At 53.0% G+C, this 15,764-nt stretch carries 18 protein-coding genes, 2 tRNA genes and 1 rRNA gene; 13 read left to right on the top strand and 8 right to left on the bottom strand.

What is annotated here, in order from left to right; all coding sequences use genetic code 11:
• The first annotated feature begins 182 nt into the window (after positions 1–182).
• The 4 genes from rrf to ABEH87_RS09900 all read left to right on the top strand — a co-directional run bounded on the left by rrf (position 183) and on the right by ABEH87_RS09900 (position 2,236).
• Positions 183–298, top strand: a 5S ribosomal RNA gene (rrf, locus tag ABEH87_RS09915).
• Between the two features lie 100 nt (positions 299–398).
• Positions 399–475 (top strand) — tRNA-Asp (locus ABEH87_RS09910).
• Between the two features lie 177 nt (positions 476–652).
• Positions 653–1,456: an endonuclease/exonuclease/phosphatase family protein gene (locus ABEH87_RS09905; RefSeq protein ID WP_346576142.1), complete on the top strand. Its 804-nt coding sequence runs from the start codon at positions 653–655 to the stop codon at positions 1,454–1,456.
• 15 nt (positions 1,457–1,471) lie between these two features.
• Complete coding sequence (locus ABEH87_RS09900; RefSeq protein WP_346576140.1) at positions 1,472–2,236, top strand: class I SAM-dependent methyltransferase; 765 nt, start codon at positions 1,472–1,474, stop codon at positions 2,234–2,236.
• A 73-nt stretch (positions 2,237–2,309) separates the two neighbouring features.
• Here ABEH87_RS09900 and mltD read toward each other — a convergent pair whose 3' ends face one another.
• Both mltD and gloB read right to left on the bottom strand, forming a co-directional pair.
• Complete coding sequence (gene mltD, locus ABEH87_RS09895) at positions 2,310–3,692, bottom strand: murein transglycosylase D (protein ID WP_346576138.1); 1,383 nt, start codon at positions 3,690–3,692, stop codon at positions 2,310–2,312.
• Between the two features lie 71 nt (positions 3,693–3,763).
• Positions 3,764–4,519, bottom strand: coding sequence for a hydroxyacylglutathione hydrolase (gloB, locus tag ABEH87_RS09890; RefSeq protein ID WP_346576136.1), 756 nt, complete (start codon positions 4,517–4,519; stop codon positions 3,764–3,766).
• 45 nt (positions 4,520–4,564) lie between these two features.
• Here gloB and ABEH87_RS09885 point away from each other — a divergent pair, with 45 nt between their 5' ends.
• Positions 4,565–5,287 (top strand): class I SAM-dependent methyltransferase, encoded by a 723-nt coding sequence (locus ABEH87_RS09885; protein ID WP_346576134.1) that lies wholly within the window; start codon positions 4,565–4,567, stop codon positions 5,285–5,287.
• A gap of 46 nt (positions 5,288–5,333) precedes the next feature.
• Here the strand turns inward: ABEH87_RS09885 and rnhA are convergent, their stop codons facing one another.
• Positions 5,334–5,801: a ribonuclease HI gene (gene rnhA, locus ABEH87_RS09880; protein ID WP_346576132.1), complete on the bottom strand. Its 468-nt coding sequence runs from the start codon at positions 5,799–5,801 to the stop codon at positions 5,334–5,336.
• Positions 5,802–5,852: 51 nt separating this feature from the next.
• Between rnhA and dnaQ the strand changes: the two genes are divergently transcribed.
• Together dnaQ and ABEH87_RS09870 are read left to right on the top strand one after the other, a co-directional pair.
• Positions 5,853–6,605, top strand: a complete 753-nt coding sequence (gene dnaQ / locus ABEH87_RS09875) for a DNA polymerase III subunit epsilon (RefSeq protein WP_346576130.1) — start codon at positions 5,853–5,855, stop codon at positions 6,603–6,605.
• A gap of 131 nt (positions 6,606–6,736) precedes the next feature.
• Positions 6,737–6,813, top strand: a tRNA-Asp gene (locus ABEH87_RS09870).
• Between the two features lie 48 nt (positions 6,814–6,861).
• On the opposite strand, the gene ABEH87_RS09865 is transcribed toward ABEH87_RS09870, so the two are convergent.
• On the bottom strand, positions 6,862–8,361 hold the full coding sequence (locus tag ABEH87_RS09865; RefSeq protein ID WP_346576128.1) for an NCS1 family nucleobase:cation symporter-1: 1,500 nt from the start codon (positions 8,359–8,361) through the stop codon (positions 6,862–6,864).
• 145 nt (positions 8,362–8,506) lie between these two features.
• On the opposite strand from ABEH87_RS09865, the gene ABEH87_RS09860 reads away from it, so the two are divergent.
• The 6 genes from ABEH87_RS09860 (at position 8,507) to ABEH87_RS09835 (ending at position 13,343) form a co-directional block, all read left to right on the top strand.
• Entirely contained in the window at positions 8,507–9,220 is a 714-nt protein-coding gene (locus ABEH87_RS09860) for a GntR family transcriptional regulator (RefSeq protein WP_346576126.1), read from the top strand.
• Between the two features lie 2 nt (positions 9,221–9,222).
• Positions 9,223–9,963 (top strand): allantoin racemase, encoded by a 741-nt coding sequence (gene hpxA, locus ABEH87_RS09855; RefSeq protein WP_346576124.1) that lies wholly within the window; start codon positions 9,223–9,225, stop codon positions 9,961–9,963.
• Between the two features lie 43 nt (positions 9,964–10,006).
• A complete protein-coding gene (puuE, locus tag ABEH87_RS09850) occupies positions 10,007–10,966 on the top strand; it encodes an allantoinase PuuE (protein ID WP_346576122.1) in 960 nt (319 codons plus the stop codon).
• Between the two features lie 163 nt (positions 10,967–11,129).
• Positions 11,130–11,834, top strand: a complete 705-nt coding sequence (locus ABEH87_RS09845; RefSeq protein ID WP_346576120.1) for a PAS domain-containing protein — start codon at positions 11,130–11,132, stop codon at positions 11,832–11,834.
• A gap of 48 nt (positions 11,835–11,882) precedes the next feature.
• Positions 11,883–12,587 carry a PAS domain-containing protein gene (locus ABEH87_RS09840; protein ID WP_346576118.1) on the top strand — a complete coding sequence of 235 codons (705 nt, stop codon included), beginning with the start codon at positions 11,883–11,885 and terminating at the stop codon, positions 12,585–12,587.
• A 48-nt stretch (positions 12,588–12,635) separates the two neighbouring features.
• Complete coding sequence (locus ABEH87_RS09835; RefSeq protein WP_346576116.1) at positions 12,636–13,343, top strand: PAS domain-containing protein; 708 nt, start codon at positions 12,636–12,638, stop codon at positions 13,341–13,343.
• 20 nt (positions 13,344–13,363) lie between these two features.
• On the opposite strand, the gene ABEH87_RS09830 is transcribed toward ABEH87_RS09835, so the two are convergent.
• The 4 genes from ABEH87_RS09830 to hpxX all read right to left on the bottom strand — a co-directional run bounded on the left by ABEH87_RS09830 (position 13,364) and on the right by hpxX (position 15,752).
• Complete coding sequence (locus tag ABEH87_RS09830; protein WP_346576114.1) at positions 13,364–13,669, bottom strand: helix-turn-helix transcriptional regulator; 306 nt, start codon at positions 13,667–13,669, stop codon at positions 13,364–13,366.
• Between the two features lie 114 nt (positions 13,670–13,783).
• Positions 13,784–14,167, bottom strand: coding sequence for an oxalurate catabolism protein HpxZ (gene hpxZ / locus ABEH87_RS09825; RefSeq protein WP_346576112.1), 384 nt, complete (start codon positions 14,165–14,167; stop codon positions 13,784–13,786).
• Positions 14,164–15,567, bottom strand: a complete 1,404-nt coding sequence (locus ABEH87_RS09820) for an AtzE family amidohydrolase (RefSeq protein WP_346576110.1) — start codon at positions 15,565–15,567, stop codon at positions 14,164–14,166. The genes hpxZ and ABEH87_RS09820 overlap by 4 nt, the downstream gene beginning before the upstream one ends.
• Entirely contained in the window at positions 15,564–15,752 is a 189-nt protein-coding gene (hpxX, locus tag ABEH87_RS09815) for an oxalurate catabolism protein HpxX (RefSeq protein ID WP_346576108.1), read from the bottom strand. The genes ABEH87_RS09820 and hpxX overlap by 4 nt, the downstream gene beginning before the upstream one ends.
• Between the last annotated feature and the right edge of the window lie 12 nt (positions 15,753–15,764).

Genomic DNA, 15,764 nt, shown 5'->3' with positions numbered 1-15,764 from the left:
CCGGGTGTGTAAGCGCAGCGATGCGTTGAGCTAACCGGTACTAATGACCCGTGAGGCTTAACCTTACAACGCCAGAAGCGTTCTGGTGTGCGTTATGAGAGACGCAAAAGAGATTTTCAGCCTGTTCAAAAACGGATTGGTTTGCAGCGCCTGAAAGGGCGGTGTGAATGAAACAGAATTTGCCTGGCGGCTTTAGCGCGGTGGTCCCACCTGACCCCATGCCGAACTCAGAAGTGAAACGCCGTAGCGCCGATGGTAGTGTGGGGTCTCCCCATGCGAGAGTAGGGAACTGCCAGGCATCAATTTAAGACCCGTTTACGGGTCGTGACCTTACCCCTGACAAGGTAAGGGCGAAACACCTGAAGTCAGACGCAGTCTGAAGTCAGTACAGAATCGGTGGAGCGGTAGTTCAGTTGGTTAGAATACCTGCCTGTCACGCAGGGGGTCGCGGGTTCGAGCCCCGTCCGTTCCGCCACTTAAACAGGAAGCCCTGACTCATAAGAGTCAGGGCTTTTTTGTGTTATTCTTTTATTAGCATTTCCTTACCTACAATCCACTGCGAATTGGCTCCCGCCGATTGAAACTCAGCAGTAAAGTCCCTATAACTGATAGATGGTAAACCTACCCAGTTGTAATAAGTTCAGGCGGTAACGTGCAGAAAAAGACTTATGCCATGAGATACGTAGCAGGTCAGCCAGCGGAGCGTATTTTCCCTCCCGTGGCGATGCTTCATGTCGGCCAGGCATTGCCTCCAGGTGCACCGCTGACCACCGAAGCGCGTCTGAAGGTTTTGGTGTGGAATATTTTCAAGCAGCAGCGTGCAGAATGGCTTTCCGTTCTGCAAAATTTCGGTAAAAATGCTCATCTTGTCCTGTTGCAGGAGGCGCAAACAACGCCAGAACTGGTACGTTTTGCTACGTCTCACTATCTCGCTGCCGATCAGGTGCCTGCCTTTGTATTGCCTCAACACCCCTCTGGCGTGATGACACTGGCTTCTGCCCATCCGGTCTACTGTTGCCCGCTTCGTGAGCGTGAGCCGCTGCTGAGGCTGGCAAAATCCGCCCTGGTCACAGCATATCCTTTGCCCGGCAATCAAATGCTGATGGTTGTGAACATCCACGCCGTCAATTTCAGTCTGGGAATAGACGTCTACAGTAAGCAGCTTGGACCTATTGGCGAGCAGATTATTCATCATAAGGGGCCGGTAATTATGGCCGGCGATTTTAATGCCTGGAGTCGCCAGCGTATTAACGCTCTGTATCGTTTTTCCCGTGAAATGGGGCTGCGTGAAGTCCGTTTCACCGACGATCACCGCCGGAAAGCTTTCGGGCGACCGCTGGATTTTGTTTTTTATCGCGGAATGAAGGTAGCAGAGGCTTCTGTATTGGTGACCAGCGCGTCCGATCACAACCCTCTGCTGGTCGAATTTGATTCTCACCCTGTGGATGAAATGTAATAAGAGGTTCTTCTGATGGCGACTCAGCACCACGATAATGTCGATAAACAGTTCGGTGAGCAGGCCGGGGCCTATCTCACCAGCGCGGTTCATGCCAGCGGCCAGGATTTACAGCGGCTGGCTGAACGGCTGTCAGGTGCCCCGAATGCGAAATTACTGGATATGGGATGCGGAGCAGGACATGCCAGTTTTACGGCGGCACGGTACGTTAAAGAGGTCGTGGCGTACGATCTGTCCGATAAAATGCTGGCGGTGGTACGTGAGGCGGCGGCAGAGCGGGGTTATCACCATCTGCATACTCAACAGGGCTATGCGGAAAACCTGCCCTTTAAAGATGAAGAATTTGATATTGTGATTAGCCGTTACTCGGCCCATCACTGGCATGATGTGGGAAGAGCACTACGTGAGGTTTGTCGGGTACTCAGGCCGGGCGGTAAAGCGATCTTTATGGACATCAGCGCACCGGGCCGCCCTGTAATGGATATCTGGCTACAGACGGTGGAAGCTCTGCGTGATACGTCTCACGTGCAGGATTACAGCCCCGGCCAGTGGATGACCATGATGACTGAGAGTGGCCTGGCAATACAGGGTCTGTTTCAGGGCAGGCTGGAGCTGGAGTTCAGCAGCTGGGTGGAGCGGATGCGTACGCCAGACGTCATGGTTCAGGCGATACGGGCCTATCAGCTTTCCGCGCCGGATGACGTTCAGCGTTACTATGCGCTACAGCCTGATGGTAGTTTCAGCACTGATACTATTTTTATCGAGGCTCAGCGGCTATAAAAAAAGATCACAAAAAAGCCCGTCAATGACGGGCTTTTTTTATCTGGATTTTCATCCGGTAATAGCATGACAATTAGCTGTCTGGCGTCGCGTTATTAGTCACAAACAGCGTTAGCTTATCGCCAGGCTGAATGTTTCTGGTATTACTGGCGACGCTATTCCAGCGCATCACATCTTTGATGTTCACGCCGTGACGTTTTGCGATACTGGCCAGAGAATCACCCTTACGTACCTGGTAGGTGATGCTGTCGCCGTTATCTGCCAGCCGCGTACTGCTGCTGTTACCCAGGCTTAATGTCTGACCTGGCTTGATACTGACACCGCGCATATTATTCGCACGCTGCAGATCTTTCACCGGTACACCCAGGCGCTTAGCAATGCCTGACAGAGTATCACCACTGCGTACCTTGTACGATGCGGTTGAAACGCTGTTCTTCGCCAGAGAAGTCGGCTGCACCGCCGCGATATCACCACTTGCCAGTGAGTTACGCAGTTTTGCTACGTTGGATTTGGGCACCATAATGTAGTGAGGACCATTCGGTGCGGTCTTTCCACGCGTGTAGCCGGAGTTAAACGTCTTCATCTTGCTCAGAGACATGCCAGCCATCTCGGCTGCCTGTGTCAGCTCTATCTGCTGGCCCACTTCCACTCGCGCCAGAGCGCGTGCTTCATTTGGTGCCGGCAAACGTACGCCATAACGCTTGCTGTTCCTGAGAATTTCCCCCAGAGCCAGCATTTTCGGTACATAGACCGTCGTTTCTCGTGGCAGCGCTAATGACCAGAAGTCCGTAGGTCGCCCTTTGGCCTTATTGGCTTTTATCGCTTTCAGCACACGACCTTCACCGCTGTTGTAGGCGGCAATGGTCAGTAACCAGTCACCGTCAAACATGCCGTTAAGGCGCTGCATCATATCCAGAGCAACTTTGGTCGATGCAACCACATCGCGTCGTCCGTCATACCACTGGGTCTGCTTCAGACCGTAATTACGTCCCGTCTGCGGCACAATCTGCCAGATGCCAGCGGCATTTGCAGATGATGTAGCATGAGGATTAAAAGCGCTCTCCACTATGGGTAGTAGTACCAGTTCCATCGGCATTTTACGTTGCTTAATCTGCTCGACAATCCAGTACATATACGGCTCTGCCCGTAATGTTACATCGTGGAGATAGCTCTTGTTACTCAGGTATTTCTGTTTTTGTTCGCGTATCCGGTAATTATCCGGAACCTTCATCTTCAGCTCGTCGCCAATGAAATTCCACAGATCTCTGTCGTGCGCTAAAGTCGTTCCATCGTCCTGCCAGCGCGGCGACAACATATCATCTGAGTACTGTCCATTTTCACTTTGACCTGCCGAAGACAAACTCTGTGCATGCTGTTCTGGGATGTTAGCATCGTGCCTTGACGCCTGGCATCCGACCAGCAAGACTGAGGCGAGTAATATCGCTTTAGCCTTCATGTGTGTGTCAATAGTTCGCTTAAAAGACGAGCAATAATACGTGGTCGATCCGGCGAACACAACCTTAAATATTAAAAAGCGTCTTTCTTCTCGCGTAGAGCCGCAAATACCTGCCATTCATGTTGCGGAGTTGTTTCTAATCCTATTTGTTTTTGTAATTCAATATCTTGCGTTCTCAGGAAAACATTTATTTTACGCTCCAGCGCCAGTTTTGTTGGCAAACTTATGCCATTTTTTGCGCGTAACTCCTTAATTTCACGGTAATAGCGTGCTATTTCTACCTCTTGTGGATAAATGGCCAGTGCAAAGGTTAAATTCGATAACGTATATTCATGCGCGCAACAAACCAGAGTTTCTTCGGGGAGTTGATTAAGCTTTTGAAAAGAATCAAACATTTGTTTCGCAGTACCTTCGAAAAGCCTGCCGCAACCGCCAGAAAATAAAGTATCCCCACAAAAGAGGTAAGGGAAACTGAAATATGAGATATGTCCTAAAGTGTGGCCGGGTGTAGCATAAATCGTAAAATTACACCCTAAAACGGAGACAGTATCTCCTTCGCTGACGATAGTTTTTGCGCCTTTGCTGCGCGTTTCTTCCGGTCCATAGACCTCTAAGGCAGGGTAGCGCGCCAGCAGTTCTGCCACGCCGCCAACGTGATCGTGATGATGGTGGGTGAGCAAAATTGCCACCGGCTGCCACTGATTTTTTTCCAGCGTGTGCAGGACCGGCGTAGCCTCTCCGGGGTCAACAATCAGGCAGCGACCCTCATCATCATTCAACGTCCAGATGTAGTTATCCTGCAAGGCTGGAATGCTGGTAAGATTCATTTTTGTCGCTCCTGGATGCTCGTAAGGGAAAGAAGATGGTAAAGCATGAAGCCTGCTAAAACACGCCAATTCCGTCAAGTACCAGAGTCCTGGTCGCAGATACCGTGCGGGGAATGGTACCGTGACGCGCTGTCGCATCATCTGCGGCCCGCCCTCAGCAAACTCTACGGTTTTCATCTGCTCAAGGTGGGTAATCTCAGTGCGGAAATTGATACCGAGTGCTGTGCTATCTCGCATCAGGTCAATGTGGGTATCGGGGGCGAATTACTTCAGGTTCACGCGGACCCACTTAGTTTACCGTTTGAGTCTAAATCAATAGACGCCTGTTTGCTGGCACACACCCTGGCGTGGAGCAGCGATCCCCATCGTATTCTGCGCGAAGTCGATCGCGTGTTGATCGATGACGGCTGGATGATCATCAGCGGTTTTAACCTGTTCAGCGTGCTGGGGATAGGCAAGCTGATTCCCGGAGTGCATCGCCGTATCCCATGGAACAGCCGGATGTTCACCCAGATGCGCCTGCTGGACTGGCTGAGTCTGCTCAATTATGAAGTGATGGAACGCACCAGTTTTCAGGTGCTGCCGTGGAACCGTCAGGGTGGCAAAATGATCAGCACACATCTTCCCGCCCTGGGCTGCCTGAACCTGATCGTGGCACGTAAGCGGACCTTCCCGCTCATCCGCAATCAGGCGAAAAGAGCGGCCACTAAGCGACAGCTACGTGCCGTGGGGGCGACCAGTCAGTACCGGGAAGGGCGCAGGGAATGAGAAGGGCGACCGCAAAACGGGTCGCTCTATAAGAGGCAGCCCGCTATCAGGATCCCGCCTGATAGCCAACATCATCAGACGTCGGGTTACCGGCGGCAGTGCGCGCCAGCTCATCACAACGTTCGTTTTCCACATGGCCGGCGTGGCCTTTTACCCACTTCCAGGTGATCTCATGGTGGCTGAGCGCGGCATCCAGTCGCTTCCACAGGTCGACATTCTTAACCGGCTTTTTATCCGTCGTTTTCCAGCCGCGTTTTTTCCAGTTATGGATCCATGTGGTGATCCCCTGACGCACATACTGGCTGTCGGTGCTGAGTATCACTGAACAGGGCTCTGTCAGCGCTTCCAGTGCCACAATCGCCGCCATCATCTCCATGCGATTATTGGTGGTCAGATGGAAGCCTGCGCTGTAGGTTTTCTCGTGTTTACCATAGCGCATAATCGCGCCGTATCCTCCGGGGCCAGGGTTACCAAGGCACGATCCGTCGGTGAAAATTTCTACCTGCTTAAGCATCTCTGGTAGACTCTCTGTAGAAAAACGCCAAGTCTGCCATAAACGGGTCCTATGAGCACAGTAAATACCACACGTCAGATCGTTCTTGATACCGAAACCACCGGTATGAACATGATCGGTGTCCACTATGAAGGGCATCGCATTATCGAAATTGGTGCTGTTGAGGTCATCAACCGCCGCCTGACGGGCAATAACTTCCACGTTTATCTCAAACCCGACCGTCTGGTTGACCCGGAAGCCTTTGGGGTTCACGGGATCGCTGACGAGTTTCTGCTGGATAAGCCGACCTTTGCTGAGGTGGCGGATGACTTTCTCGCCTACATCAACGGTGCAGAACTGATCATCCATAACGCCTCGTTCGATATCGGCTTTATGGACTACGAGTTTGCCAAATTACAGCGCGGCATTGCCAAAACAGAAACCTTCTGTCAGATCACCGACAGCCTGGCGATGGCGCGTAAGCTGTTCCCCGGCAAACGCAACAGCCTGGATGCGCTCTGCTCACGCTATGAGATAGACAACAGCAAGCGAACGCTGCACGGCGCACTGCTGGACTCCGAAATTCTGGCGGAAGTTTTCCTGACCATGACCGGTGGGCAGACCTCGCTGGCGTTTTCAATGGAAGGCGATCGTGAAGAGCAGAGTGACGGGGAAACGATTCACCGTATTACGCGGCCTTCATCCGGCCTGCGGGTGGTTCGCGCCAGTGCAGATGAGCTGGCTGCCCATGAAGAGCGTCTCGACCTGGTGCAGAAAAAGGGCGGCAGCTGTTTGTGGCGCCCGGAAGAGCTCAGTGACGCATAAGTGGCTAAAATGCGGATAGAAACCGCCCTGCGGTGAAAAAGAGAGCAGTTGAGATATTTCGCTATAAAAAGCGTTGACGAAGTTCGGGCTGCCCCGTAATATGCGCCTCGTTCCCGACGGGGAACATCGGTGGAGCGGTAGTTCAGTTGGTTAGAATACCTGCCTGTCACGCAGGGGGTCGCGGGTTCGAGCCCCGTCCGTTCCGCCAAGCATTTAGAGAAAGGCCGATTCGAAAGAATCGGCCTTTTTCGTTTTATCAGGACTCTTCCGGCATCGCCACTTTCGCGCTGTAACCTTTCATCGTGCTGTCAGCCACATCTGCGCGGGCAATCCAGCGATAACTACCTGCACCCAGCGCCACGCCAATAAACCAGCTAAAGTTCGCTACCTCATGCAGCGACGGGATGAAGCTGATCACCAGACCAATCGCCACCGATGGCAGCAGCGCGATAATCGCTTTCGGATTAAAGCCGCCGCGATACCAGTATTTTCCTTTTGGCGTAGCATCAAACAGGTCATCGACGGAGATCTGGCTGCGTTTAATCAGGTAGAAATCAGCCAGCAGAATCCCGAACAGCGGCCCGATAAAGGCACCCAGCACGTCCAGCGTATAGTGGATCAGCTCCGGTGACTGGAAAAGATTCCACGGCGTCAGCAGCACGGAGCCAACCGCGGCGATCATCCCACCAGTGCGGAAACTGATTTTCTGCGGTGAACAGTTAGAAAAGTCGAACGCCGGAGAGACGAAGTTCGCTACGATATTGATGCCGATTGTCGCCGTAATCATGGTCAGCAGACCAATCGCCACGGCCAGATCGTTACCGACCATACTGACGGTCTCAATCGGATCGGTAATCATGCGGCCAAACAGGGACTGCGTACCGGAGACGATCACCACCGTCACCAGTGCGAACAGCAGGAAGTTAAACGGCAGGCCCCAGCGGTTACCCCGACGGATCTCCCCCATGCTTTTACCGTAACGTGAGAAGTCACCGAAGTTCAGCAGCGGACCGGAGAAGTACGATACGACCAGCGCGGTCGCCGTCAGCATCTGCCAGGCCTGCTCACCGCCGGAGAGCGCCTTGCTCGCCAGAGTAAAGGAGATAGCGTCGAACCCTGTCTTGTATACAATCCAGCCCGCCAGCGCCAACATCACCACGTAGACCGCCGGACCGGCAATATCAATAAAACGCTTGATGGCGTTCATACCGTGCCAGAACACCATCGCCTGCAGCAGCCACATAATGCCAAAACAGATCCAGCCCAGCTGTGACAGGCCCAGCCAGGACGCGTGCGTCAGTGACGACAGCGCAGGCCAGAACTTCAGTGAGACCAGCATCAGCGCATTCGCCGCCAGCCAGGTCTGAATACCGTACCAGGCAAAGGCGATCAGCCCACGAATAACTGCCGGGATATTGGCACCGAACACGCCAAAAGCCTGACGGCAGATCACGGCATAAGGCACACCCGCCATCTGGCTCGGCTTGGCGACGAGGTTAGCGCAGACCTGCACAATACAGATGCCGACCAGCAGACACAGCAGCACCTGCCAGCTGGCAAGGCCCAGCGTAAAGAAGCTGGCCGCGACGACATAGCCACCCATACTGTGTACATCAGACATCCAGAAAGAAAAAATGTTGTACCAGCTCCAGTTCTGGTCACGTGTCGGGGCCAGATCTTCATTGCACAGCCGGGGGCTGTAGTGAGCAGCGGTATCTGAAGACGCCGCCGGGGCAGAACGTTGACTGTTTGGCATGAAACCTGCTCCTCTGAATACAGTTATCAATAAACCGGGTTGAGGGAGACATTGCAGGATCCAGGCCAGATTGTAATTTCATGTATACAAAAGTAAGAGTTCCTGTGTACGATTCTTGACGGAAATGATGTTTACCGGAGTAGGTATGAAGAGTGAAACCGGGCTGAAAACGGCCTCCGACCTGAGTGACAAGGATGAGCCTATCTATCAGGCGCTGATGACGGCTATCGTGGAACACCAGCTACCACCGGGGAGTAAATTACCGGAAGAGGCGCTCTCTGAGGTGTTTGGCGTCAGTCGTACCGGCATCAGGAAAGTGCTACAGCGCCTCGCCGCAGTGCAAATGATTACCCTGACGCCCAAACGTGGTGCACAGGTTGCCACCCCCACAGTTGAAGAGGCACAGGACATCTTCCGCAGCCGCAGCCTGATAGAGTGCGCCAACCTGCCTGACGTGCTGAAACACTGTCAGGCACCGCATTTAGCCGGGCTGGAGAAGCTCAACCGACAGGAACAGCTGGCACATGAGCAGCATGACGGTGCCGCCGCTATTCGCCTTTCCGCCGCTTTTCATATTCAACTGCAGGCGATCTCCGGCAACCAGGTGCTGACTGAAATCGTTACGCGCCTGACTCAGCGCTCTTCGCTGGTCGTTGCCGCTTACGGTGCCCCCTGGCAACAAGGGTGCCGCTGTGACGATCACGATCGTCTGGTCGTTATGCTGCGGGAAAAATCTCTCGACCAGTTGACTGACGCACTACGGCAACATTTCGATCATATTGTCACCAGTCTGCGCTTCGAACGCAGCGGTGAGACTCTGCCTGACTTCGGCCGCCTGTTTGCGCCTAAAGGAGCATGATAATGAGTAGCAAAGTGGTCATCCAGGTGATCAATCCCAATACCAGTCGTGCCATGACGGAAACCATCGGAAGCGCCGCCCGAGCGGTTGCCGCCGCCGGTACGGAAATCCTGGCAGTGTGTCCGACTCAGGGCGTTCCCTCCATTGAGGGGCACTTTGACGAGGCTATCGCCGCCATTGGCGTACTGGAGCAGGTCAAAAGCGGCCGCGAGCAGGGCGTCAGCGGCCACGTCATTGCCTGCTTCGGCGATCCCGGCCTGCTGGCCGCACGGGAGCTGGCCCAGGGGCCGGTGGTGGGCATTGCCGAAGCGGCCATGCATATGGCCACCCTCGTTGCCACACGTTTTTCCATCGTTACCACTTTGCCGCGTACCCTGATTATCGCCCGTCACCTGCTTCAGCAGTATGGCTTTGCGCACCACTGTGCGGCGCTACACGCTATCGACCTGCCGGTTCTGGCGCTGGAAGACGGCAGTGGTCTGGCGCAGGAGAAAGTGCGACAGCGTTGTATACAGGCGAAGCGCGAAGACGGCAGCGGGGCGATCGTGCTTGGCTGTGGCGGCATGGCTGACCTGGCGCAGGAACTGACGCGTGAGCTGGGTATGCCGGTGATCGATGGTGTCACGGCCGCAGTAAAAATGGTTGAGTCGCTGGTGGCTCTGGGTCTGAGTACCAGCAAACACGGCGATCTTGACTATCCGTTGCGAAAAAACCTGTCAGGCCAGTTTGAACGCCTAAACTAAAAGCCTGGTCCCATTTCTTTTTGCGACGTTAAGGATTGAGACGATGAGCACCACACCGGAAAAAAAAGAGTACAGCTTCAATAAAAACTATCCGCGCGATCTGCGCGGTTACGCCGGACAGCCGCCTCATGCGGCCTGGCCCGATCGGGCTAAAATCGCGGTCCAGTTTGTCCTCAACTATGAAGAGGGAGCCGAGAACAACGTGCTGCATGGCGATACCGGCTCCGAACAGTTCCTTTCCGACATCATCGGGGCTGCCAGCTATCCGGAACGCCATATGTCGATGGATTCGCTGTATGAATACGGTTCCCGTGCGGGATTCTGGCGTATTCACAACGAGTTTCAGAAACGCGGTCTGCCGCTGACAGTCTTCGGCGTGGCGATGGCCCTGGCCCGTCATCCTGAAATCGTCGCGGCGATCAAGGCGGCCGATTACGATGTGGTCAGCCACGGCTGGCGCTGGATCCACTATCAGAGTATCGATGCCAAAACCGAACGTCAGCATATGCAGCAGGCGCTGGATACGTTGACCGATCTGTTTGGTAAAACGCCCACTGGCTGGTACACCGGACGCGACAGCCCGAATACCCGGCGGCTGGTGGTTGAGCAGGGCGGGCTGACCTATGACAGCGACTATTATGGCGACGATCTGCCGTTCTGGACGCAGGTCACCTGTCAGGACGGCACCGTTAAGCCGCATCTGATCATCCCTTATACCCTTGAAACAAACGATATGCGTTTTGCCACTCCGCAGGGGTTTAACACCGCCGAGCAGTTTTATACCTATCTGAAAGACAGTTTTGATGTGCTCTACGAAGAAGGCGATGATGCACCCAAGATGTTGTCGATAGGCATGCACTGCCGTCTGCTCGGCCGCCCTGGGCGTTTTCGTGCGTTGCAGCGTTTCCTCGACCACATTCAGCAGCATGACCGTGTCTGGATTTGCACCCGCCAGCAGATTGCCGATCACTGGGTCGCCACTCACCCGTCCCCGCAGGTTTAATGACACAGGGTGAGGTTTCCCTCACCCTCTCCGATCGCATATTTCATTAAATGGCTATTTTACTATTCATAAAATGCGAATAATGGCTGGAATCTCTTAAAGGATATTGTAAAAAGCCTATAGTTATTGCTGGATGCATTTATTGTTTTAAGGACAAACCAGTATGGCTTATTCTAAAGAAGACTCAAGGCTGGAGTCGATCATCCGGCCGTTAATCCCTTTCTGGGAGCGTAGTAACGAATCGTGGTGGGTTAAGAGTAATAAATCTGAGTTCGTTTATGTTAATCCACACCTGAAAGATTTCCTGTTGATTCCCAATGATTTTGAAGTTGAAGGCCGGTTTGACGGCGAGTTACCGATCGCTATTCATGAGTTTGAACCGCAGTTTCAGGCACACGACAGAAAAGTAGAGCAGGCTGGCGATCGTGTTACCTCCATCGAAATCCATAAAGTCGGAAATAACGATTTCTTTCAACCCTGGTATTGCGATAAGTTTCCTGTTTTTGATGAGAGTGGCACGGCGCTGGGGATTATCGTTCACAACCGTCCTGTTGAGTCGATATTCATTACCCGGCTGTCAAAAATAAAAATACCCACCTCATTAATATTTACCCCGCCTGGCGAACTGTTTACCGAGAAAGAGTGGGAAATTATTTTTTATACCTGTCAGTCATTTACACCAAAAATGATTGAAAAAGCTATCGCCATCCCTCACCGCACGGTAGAGGATACGCTGTGCCGCATCTATAAAAAATCAGGTGTTGGCAACAAACGCGGTCTGATTGATTACTGTATTGAGCATGGGTTTAATAACTTTGTCCCGCAGAGCATTTTTCAGGGCAGCGATTCATTAGTGCTGTTTGAATAAATTATTGTCTGTGCCTCAATGGACTGATTTTCATAAAAGGATGATCTTATGGATGTGGAAAAGAAAGACGCGAAGATTGAACAGATTATTAAACCACTTATCCCTTTTTGGGAAGGGAGTAGCGAACCGTGGTGTGTTAAAAATTCCAATTCACAGTTTGTATACGCTAATAAAGTCATGCGTGACTTTATGGGAATGCCGAAGGGGTATGATCCTGTGGGGCGCTACGATGGTGAGTTACCTATTGCTTTGCACGAATTCGAGCCTGAATTTCAGGCGCACGATCGTAAAGTGCAAAAGGCCAGGGACCGGGTTACCTCAATCGAAATTCATAAGTACAATAATCTGGATTATTTGCAGTCGTGGTACTGTGAAAAATTCCCTCTTATGGATGAGGCTGGAAGGGTTATTGGCGTTATCCCTCACTGTCGCCCGGTAGAGTCAATTTTTATTACCCGCCTGAAAAAAATAAGAATGCCAACCTCTCTGGTATTTACACCGCCCGGTGAGTTGTTTACTGAGAAAGAGTGGGAAATCATCTTCTACACCTGTCAGTCATTTACGCCAAAAATGATTGAAAAAGCTATCGGTATCCCTAACCGCACGGTAGAGGATACGCTGTGCCGCATCTATAAGAAATCAGGTGTTGGCAACAAACGTGGTCTGATTGATTACTGTATTGAGCATGGGTTTAATAACTTTGTCCCACAGAGCATTTTTCAGGGCAGTGATTCATTAGTGCTGTTTGAATAAATTATTGTCTGTGCCTCAATGGACTGGTTTTCATAAAAGGATGATCTTATGGATGTGAAAAAAAAAGACGCGAAGATTGAACGCATTATTAAGCCACTTATCCGTTTCTGGGAAGGCAGTAACGAACCGTGGATCGTTAAAAATAATACATCCCAGTTCGTCTATGCGAATAAACGGATGCATGACTTTATCGGTTTACCCAAAGCATTCCGCATGGAAGGTCGCTATGATGGAGAGCTTCCTTTGGCGATGCACGAATTTGAACCTCAGTTTCAGGCTCACGATCGCAGGGTTGAAAAAGTAAAAGATCGCGTAACCTCTGTTGAGGTTCATGAGTTCGACCGACGGGATTTTTTACAGGCCTGGTATTCCGAAAAATTTCCAATTATTGATGACGATGGCACTCCACTGGGCGTTATCGCCCACTGTCGCCCCGTTGAGTCGCTATTCATTACCCGGCTGTCAAAAATCAAAATCCCCACGTCGTTAATGTTTACGCCTCCTACCGATGTGTATACCGAAAAAGAGTGGGAGGTTATTTTTTATACCTGTCAGTCATTTACGCCAAAAATGATCGAAAAAGCCATCGGTATCCCTAACCGCACGGTAGAGGATACCTTGAGCCGTATCTACAGGAAATCAGGTGTGGGTAATAAACGCGGGCTGATTGATTACTGTATTGAACACGGTTTTAATAATTTTATCCCACAGAGCATTTTTCAAAGCAGCGATTCAATCATGCCGTTTGAAGGTTAACCCCAGCATGGGAAGTGTATTCACACTTCCCTGTTATTGCCTTTGGTCGATTTTTGTCCGGTTTTACGGCGCATCTCATAACGAGTTGGCCAGATCTCTTCTGGCTCAATACCGATGGCATGGGCAATAATCTTCTCGCCCTTCGGCCACGGGCGCATCAGGGCATTGGCCAGCGTCCCTCCTGCCAGACCGTGCGCGCGTGACAATGCCGCAATAGAATATCCTTTAAGCCGTATGGCACATTTTATCTCTTCACGATGCCAGTCCTTAGCAGCATGTTTTTTTCTGACGGTGGTGTCCGGGCCTGGCTGGGAAGTGGTTTTCATGTGTCTCTCCTTTTCACATCTTTAGAGAGGCTTTTTTAACACCAGCAGGGGATTGTTGCTACCGTGTAAAGTACGGACGATTGGGCGCAGTAAGCGGCCTCTGAAGTCAGTGATTTAGTTCATTAAACTGACCTGAGCGGCAACAATACGCCAGCCACAGGGCAGTTTCACCCAGGTCTGCTGCTGGCGTCCTGTTTTATCACTGCCCTCGCGGGTAAATTCGGTACTGCACACGGCAAAATCGTCCCCGTAGCTGGTGATGACCGTATTGCGTAACTGGCGCGCCAGTCCGGCGGAAGGGCGTGCAGCGCGAAAAGCACGGATGGCGTCAATGCCATATAAATTTTCCCCGGCCCCCAGACGAACCGTCCGCTTGTCATGCCAGAACAGCTCATCCAGTACCGCAATATCATTGCCGATCAGCGCCTGCTCGTAGCGATAAAAAGCCGCAGTCACTTCGGCGAGGATCGCCGGACGGTCAATATATTCACTCATCATGATTGTTGCTCCATGTTGGCAGGTGCAGCCTGCGTGATGCCCAACTGTTCCAGGGTTCTGGCCGCACGCAGGCAGGCCGCTTCATTAAACGGGGCTGAAATCAGCTGTAAACCGATGGGTAAACCCGCTGCGGTTCGCAGCGGAACGCTGGTAACCGGCAGTCCCGCAAAGGAAATGGGCTGGGTCAGCATGCCCATGCTGGCACGCACGGGCAGGTCACTGCCGTTGATACGCATCGTTTCCTGACCAATCAGCGTCGCGCTGGTTGGGGTAGCGGGAGCAATCAGCACGTCAACGTGCCTGAACAGCGACAGTACCTGCTGCTGGAAGTGGCAGCGGAAACGCTGTGCCTGAATATACCAGGCGGCGGGGATCATCGCTCCGGCGACCAGACGCTCGCGCGACAGCGGTTCAAAACGTTCAGGTGAACTGCGCAGCGCGGGCAGATAGTGATTGCCTCCCTCAGAGGCGCTGAGAATAAACGCTGCCGTACGCGCCAGCTCGGCCTCCTGCAGAACGAACTCGTCGCTGGCATTCAGGGCGCTGGCGGCCAGCGCCACTGCCGCACGGGCATCATCGTCGCACCACTGCTGGAAATAACCGCCGAGCACGCCGCAGCGCAGGCCTTCCATTCCGTGCTCCAGCACCGGCGTCACCGGCTGTATGGCTTTCTCTGCCTGAAAGCGGTCGGCCGCATCAAAGCCCTGCAAGGCATCATAGACATGGGTGAGGTCGCTGACCCGGCGGGCAAATGGACCAATATGGTCGAGACTGGCGACAAACGGATGGCTGCCGCTGCGCGACAGGCGTCCAAAGGTGGGTTTCAGACCAAAGATACCGCACAGGGAGGAGGGCACACGAATCGACCCGTTGGTATCCGTGCCGAGGGAAAAATGCACCATGCCGGCCGCTACGGCGGCCGCTGAGCCACCCGACGATCCTCCGGCAATACGAGTGAGATCGTGCGGATTATGCGTCGCCCCGTAATGGCTGTTTTCGGTAGTGAAACCGTAGGCGTAGGCATCCATATTGAGCATCCCGGACAGCAGCCCGCCGCTGGCGGTCAGTTTCTCTACCGCCCAGGCATCCTGACAGGCGGGTGGACGTTCGCTGAACAGGCTGGCTCCGGCCAGAGTGGTATGCCCGGTGACGTCGAATAAATTTTTAACCGCATAAGGTACCGCCGCCAGCGGCGGAAGCGGCTGGCCCTCACGTTTCAGCCGATCGAGTCGATCGGCCTCCTGCAACATACGATCCTGTGTGATGTGGGTCCAGGCGTTGAGCGCCGGGTTATGCTGCTGAATGGCGGCCAGCGTCTGGCTGGCGATCTCTCGTGCGCTGAGCTCTCCGGCGGCCAGTGCGTGTTTCAGTTCGGCAATCGATAACGAGGCCAGATTCATGCTTGATAGACCCCCGCCACTTCCAGTCTGTCATCCAGCGGAAACGCCATCAGCGGCGCAGCCATCCCGGCAATACGGCTAAACTGAGTCAGCAGCTCCGCACGGCGTGTGTCGTCCAGCTCCAGTGCCAGTACCTGTTCCATCTGTGTGATATAGGCGGACCAGTCGGAGGTTGTTGGTTTCATGCTTATCTCCCT

Source organism: Erwinia sp. Eh17-17, from assembly GCF_039675725.1.
In the GTDB taxonomy this organism is placed as follows: domain Bacteria; phylum Pseudomonadota; class Gammaproteobacteria; order Enterobacterales; family Enterobacteriaceae; genus Erwinia.
The sequence above is the reverse complement of the archived record's forward strand: the minus strand, read 5'-3'. Positions and strand labels throughout refer to the sequence as shown.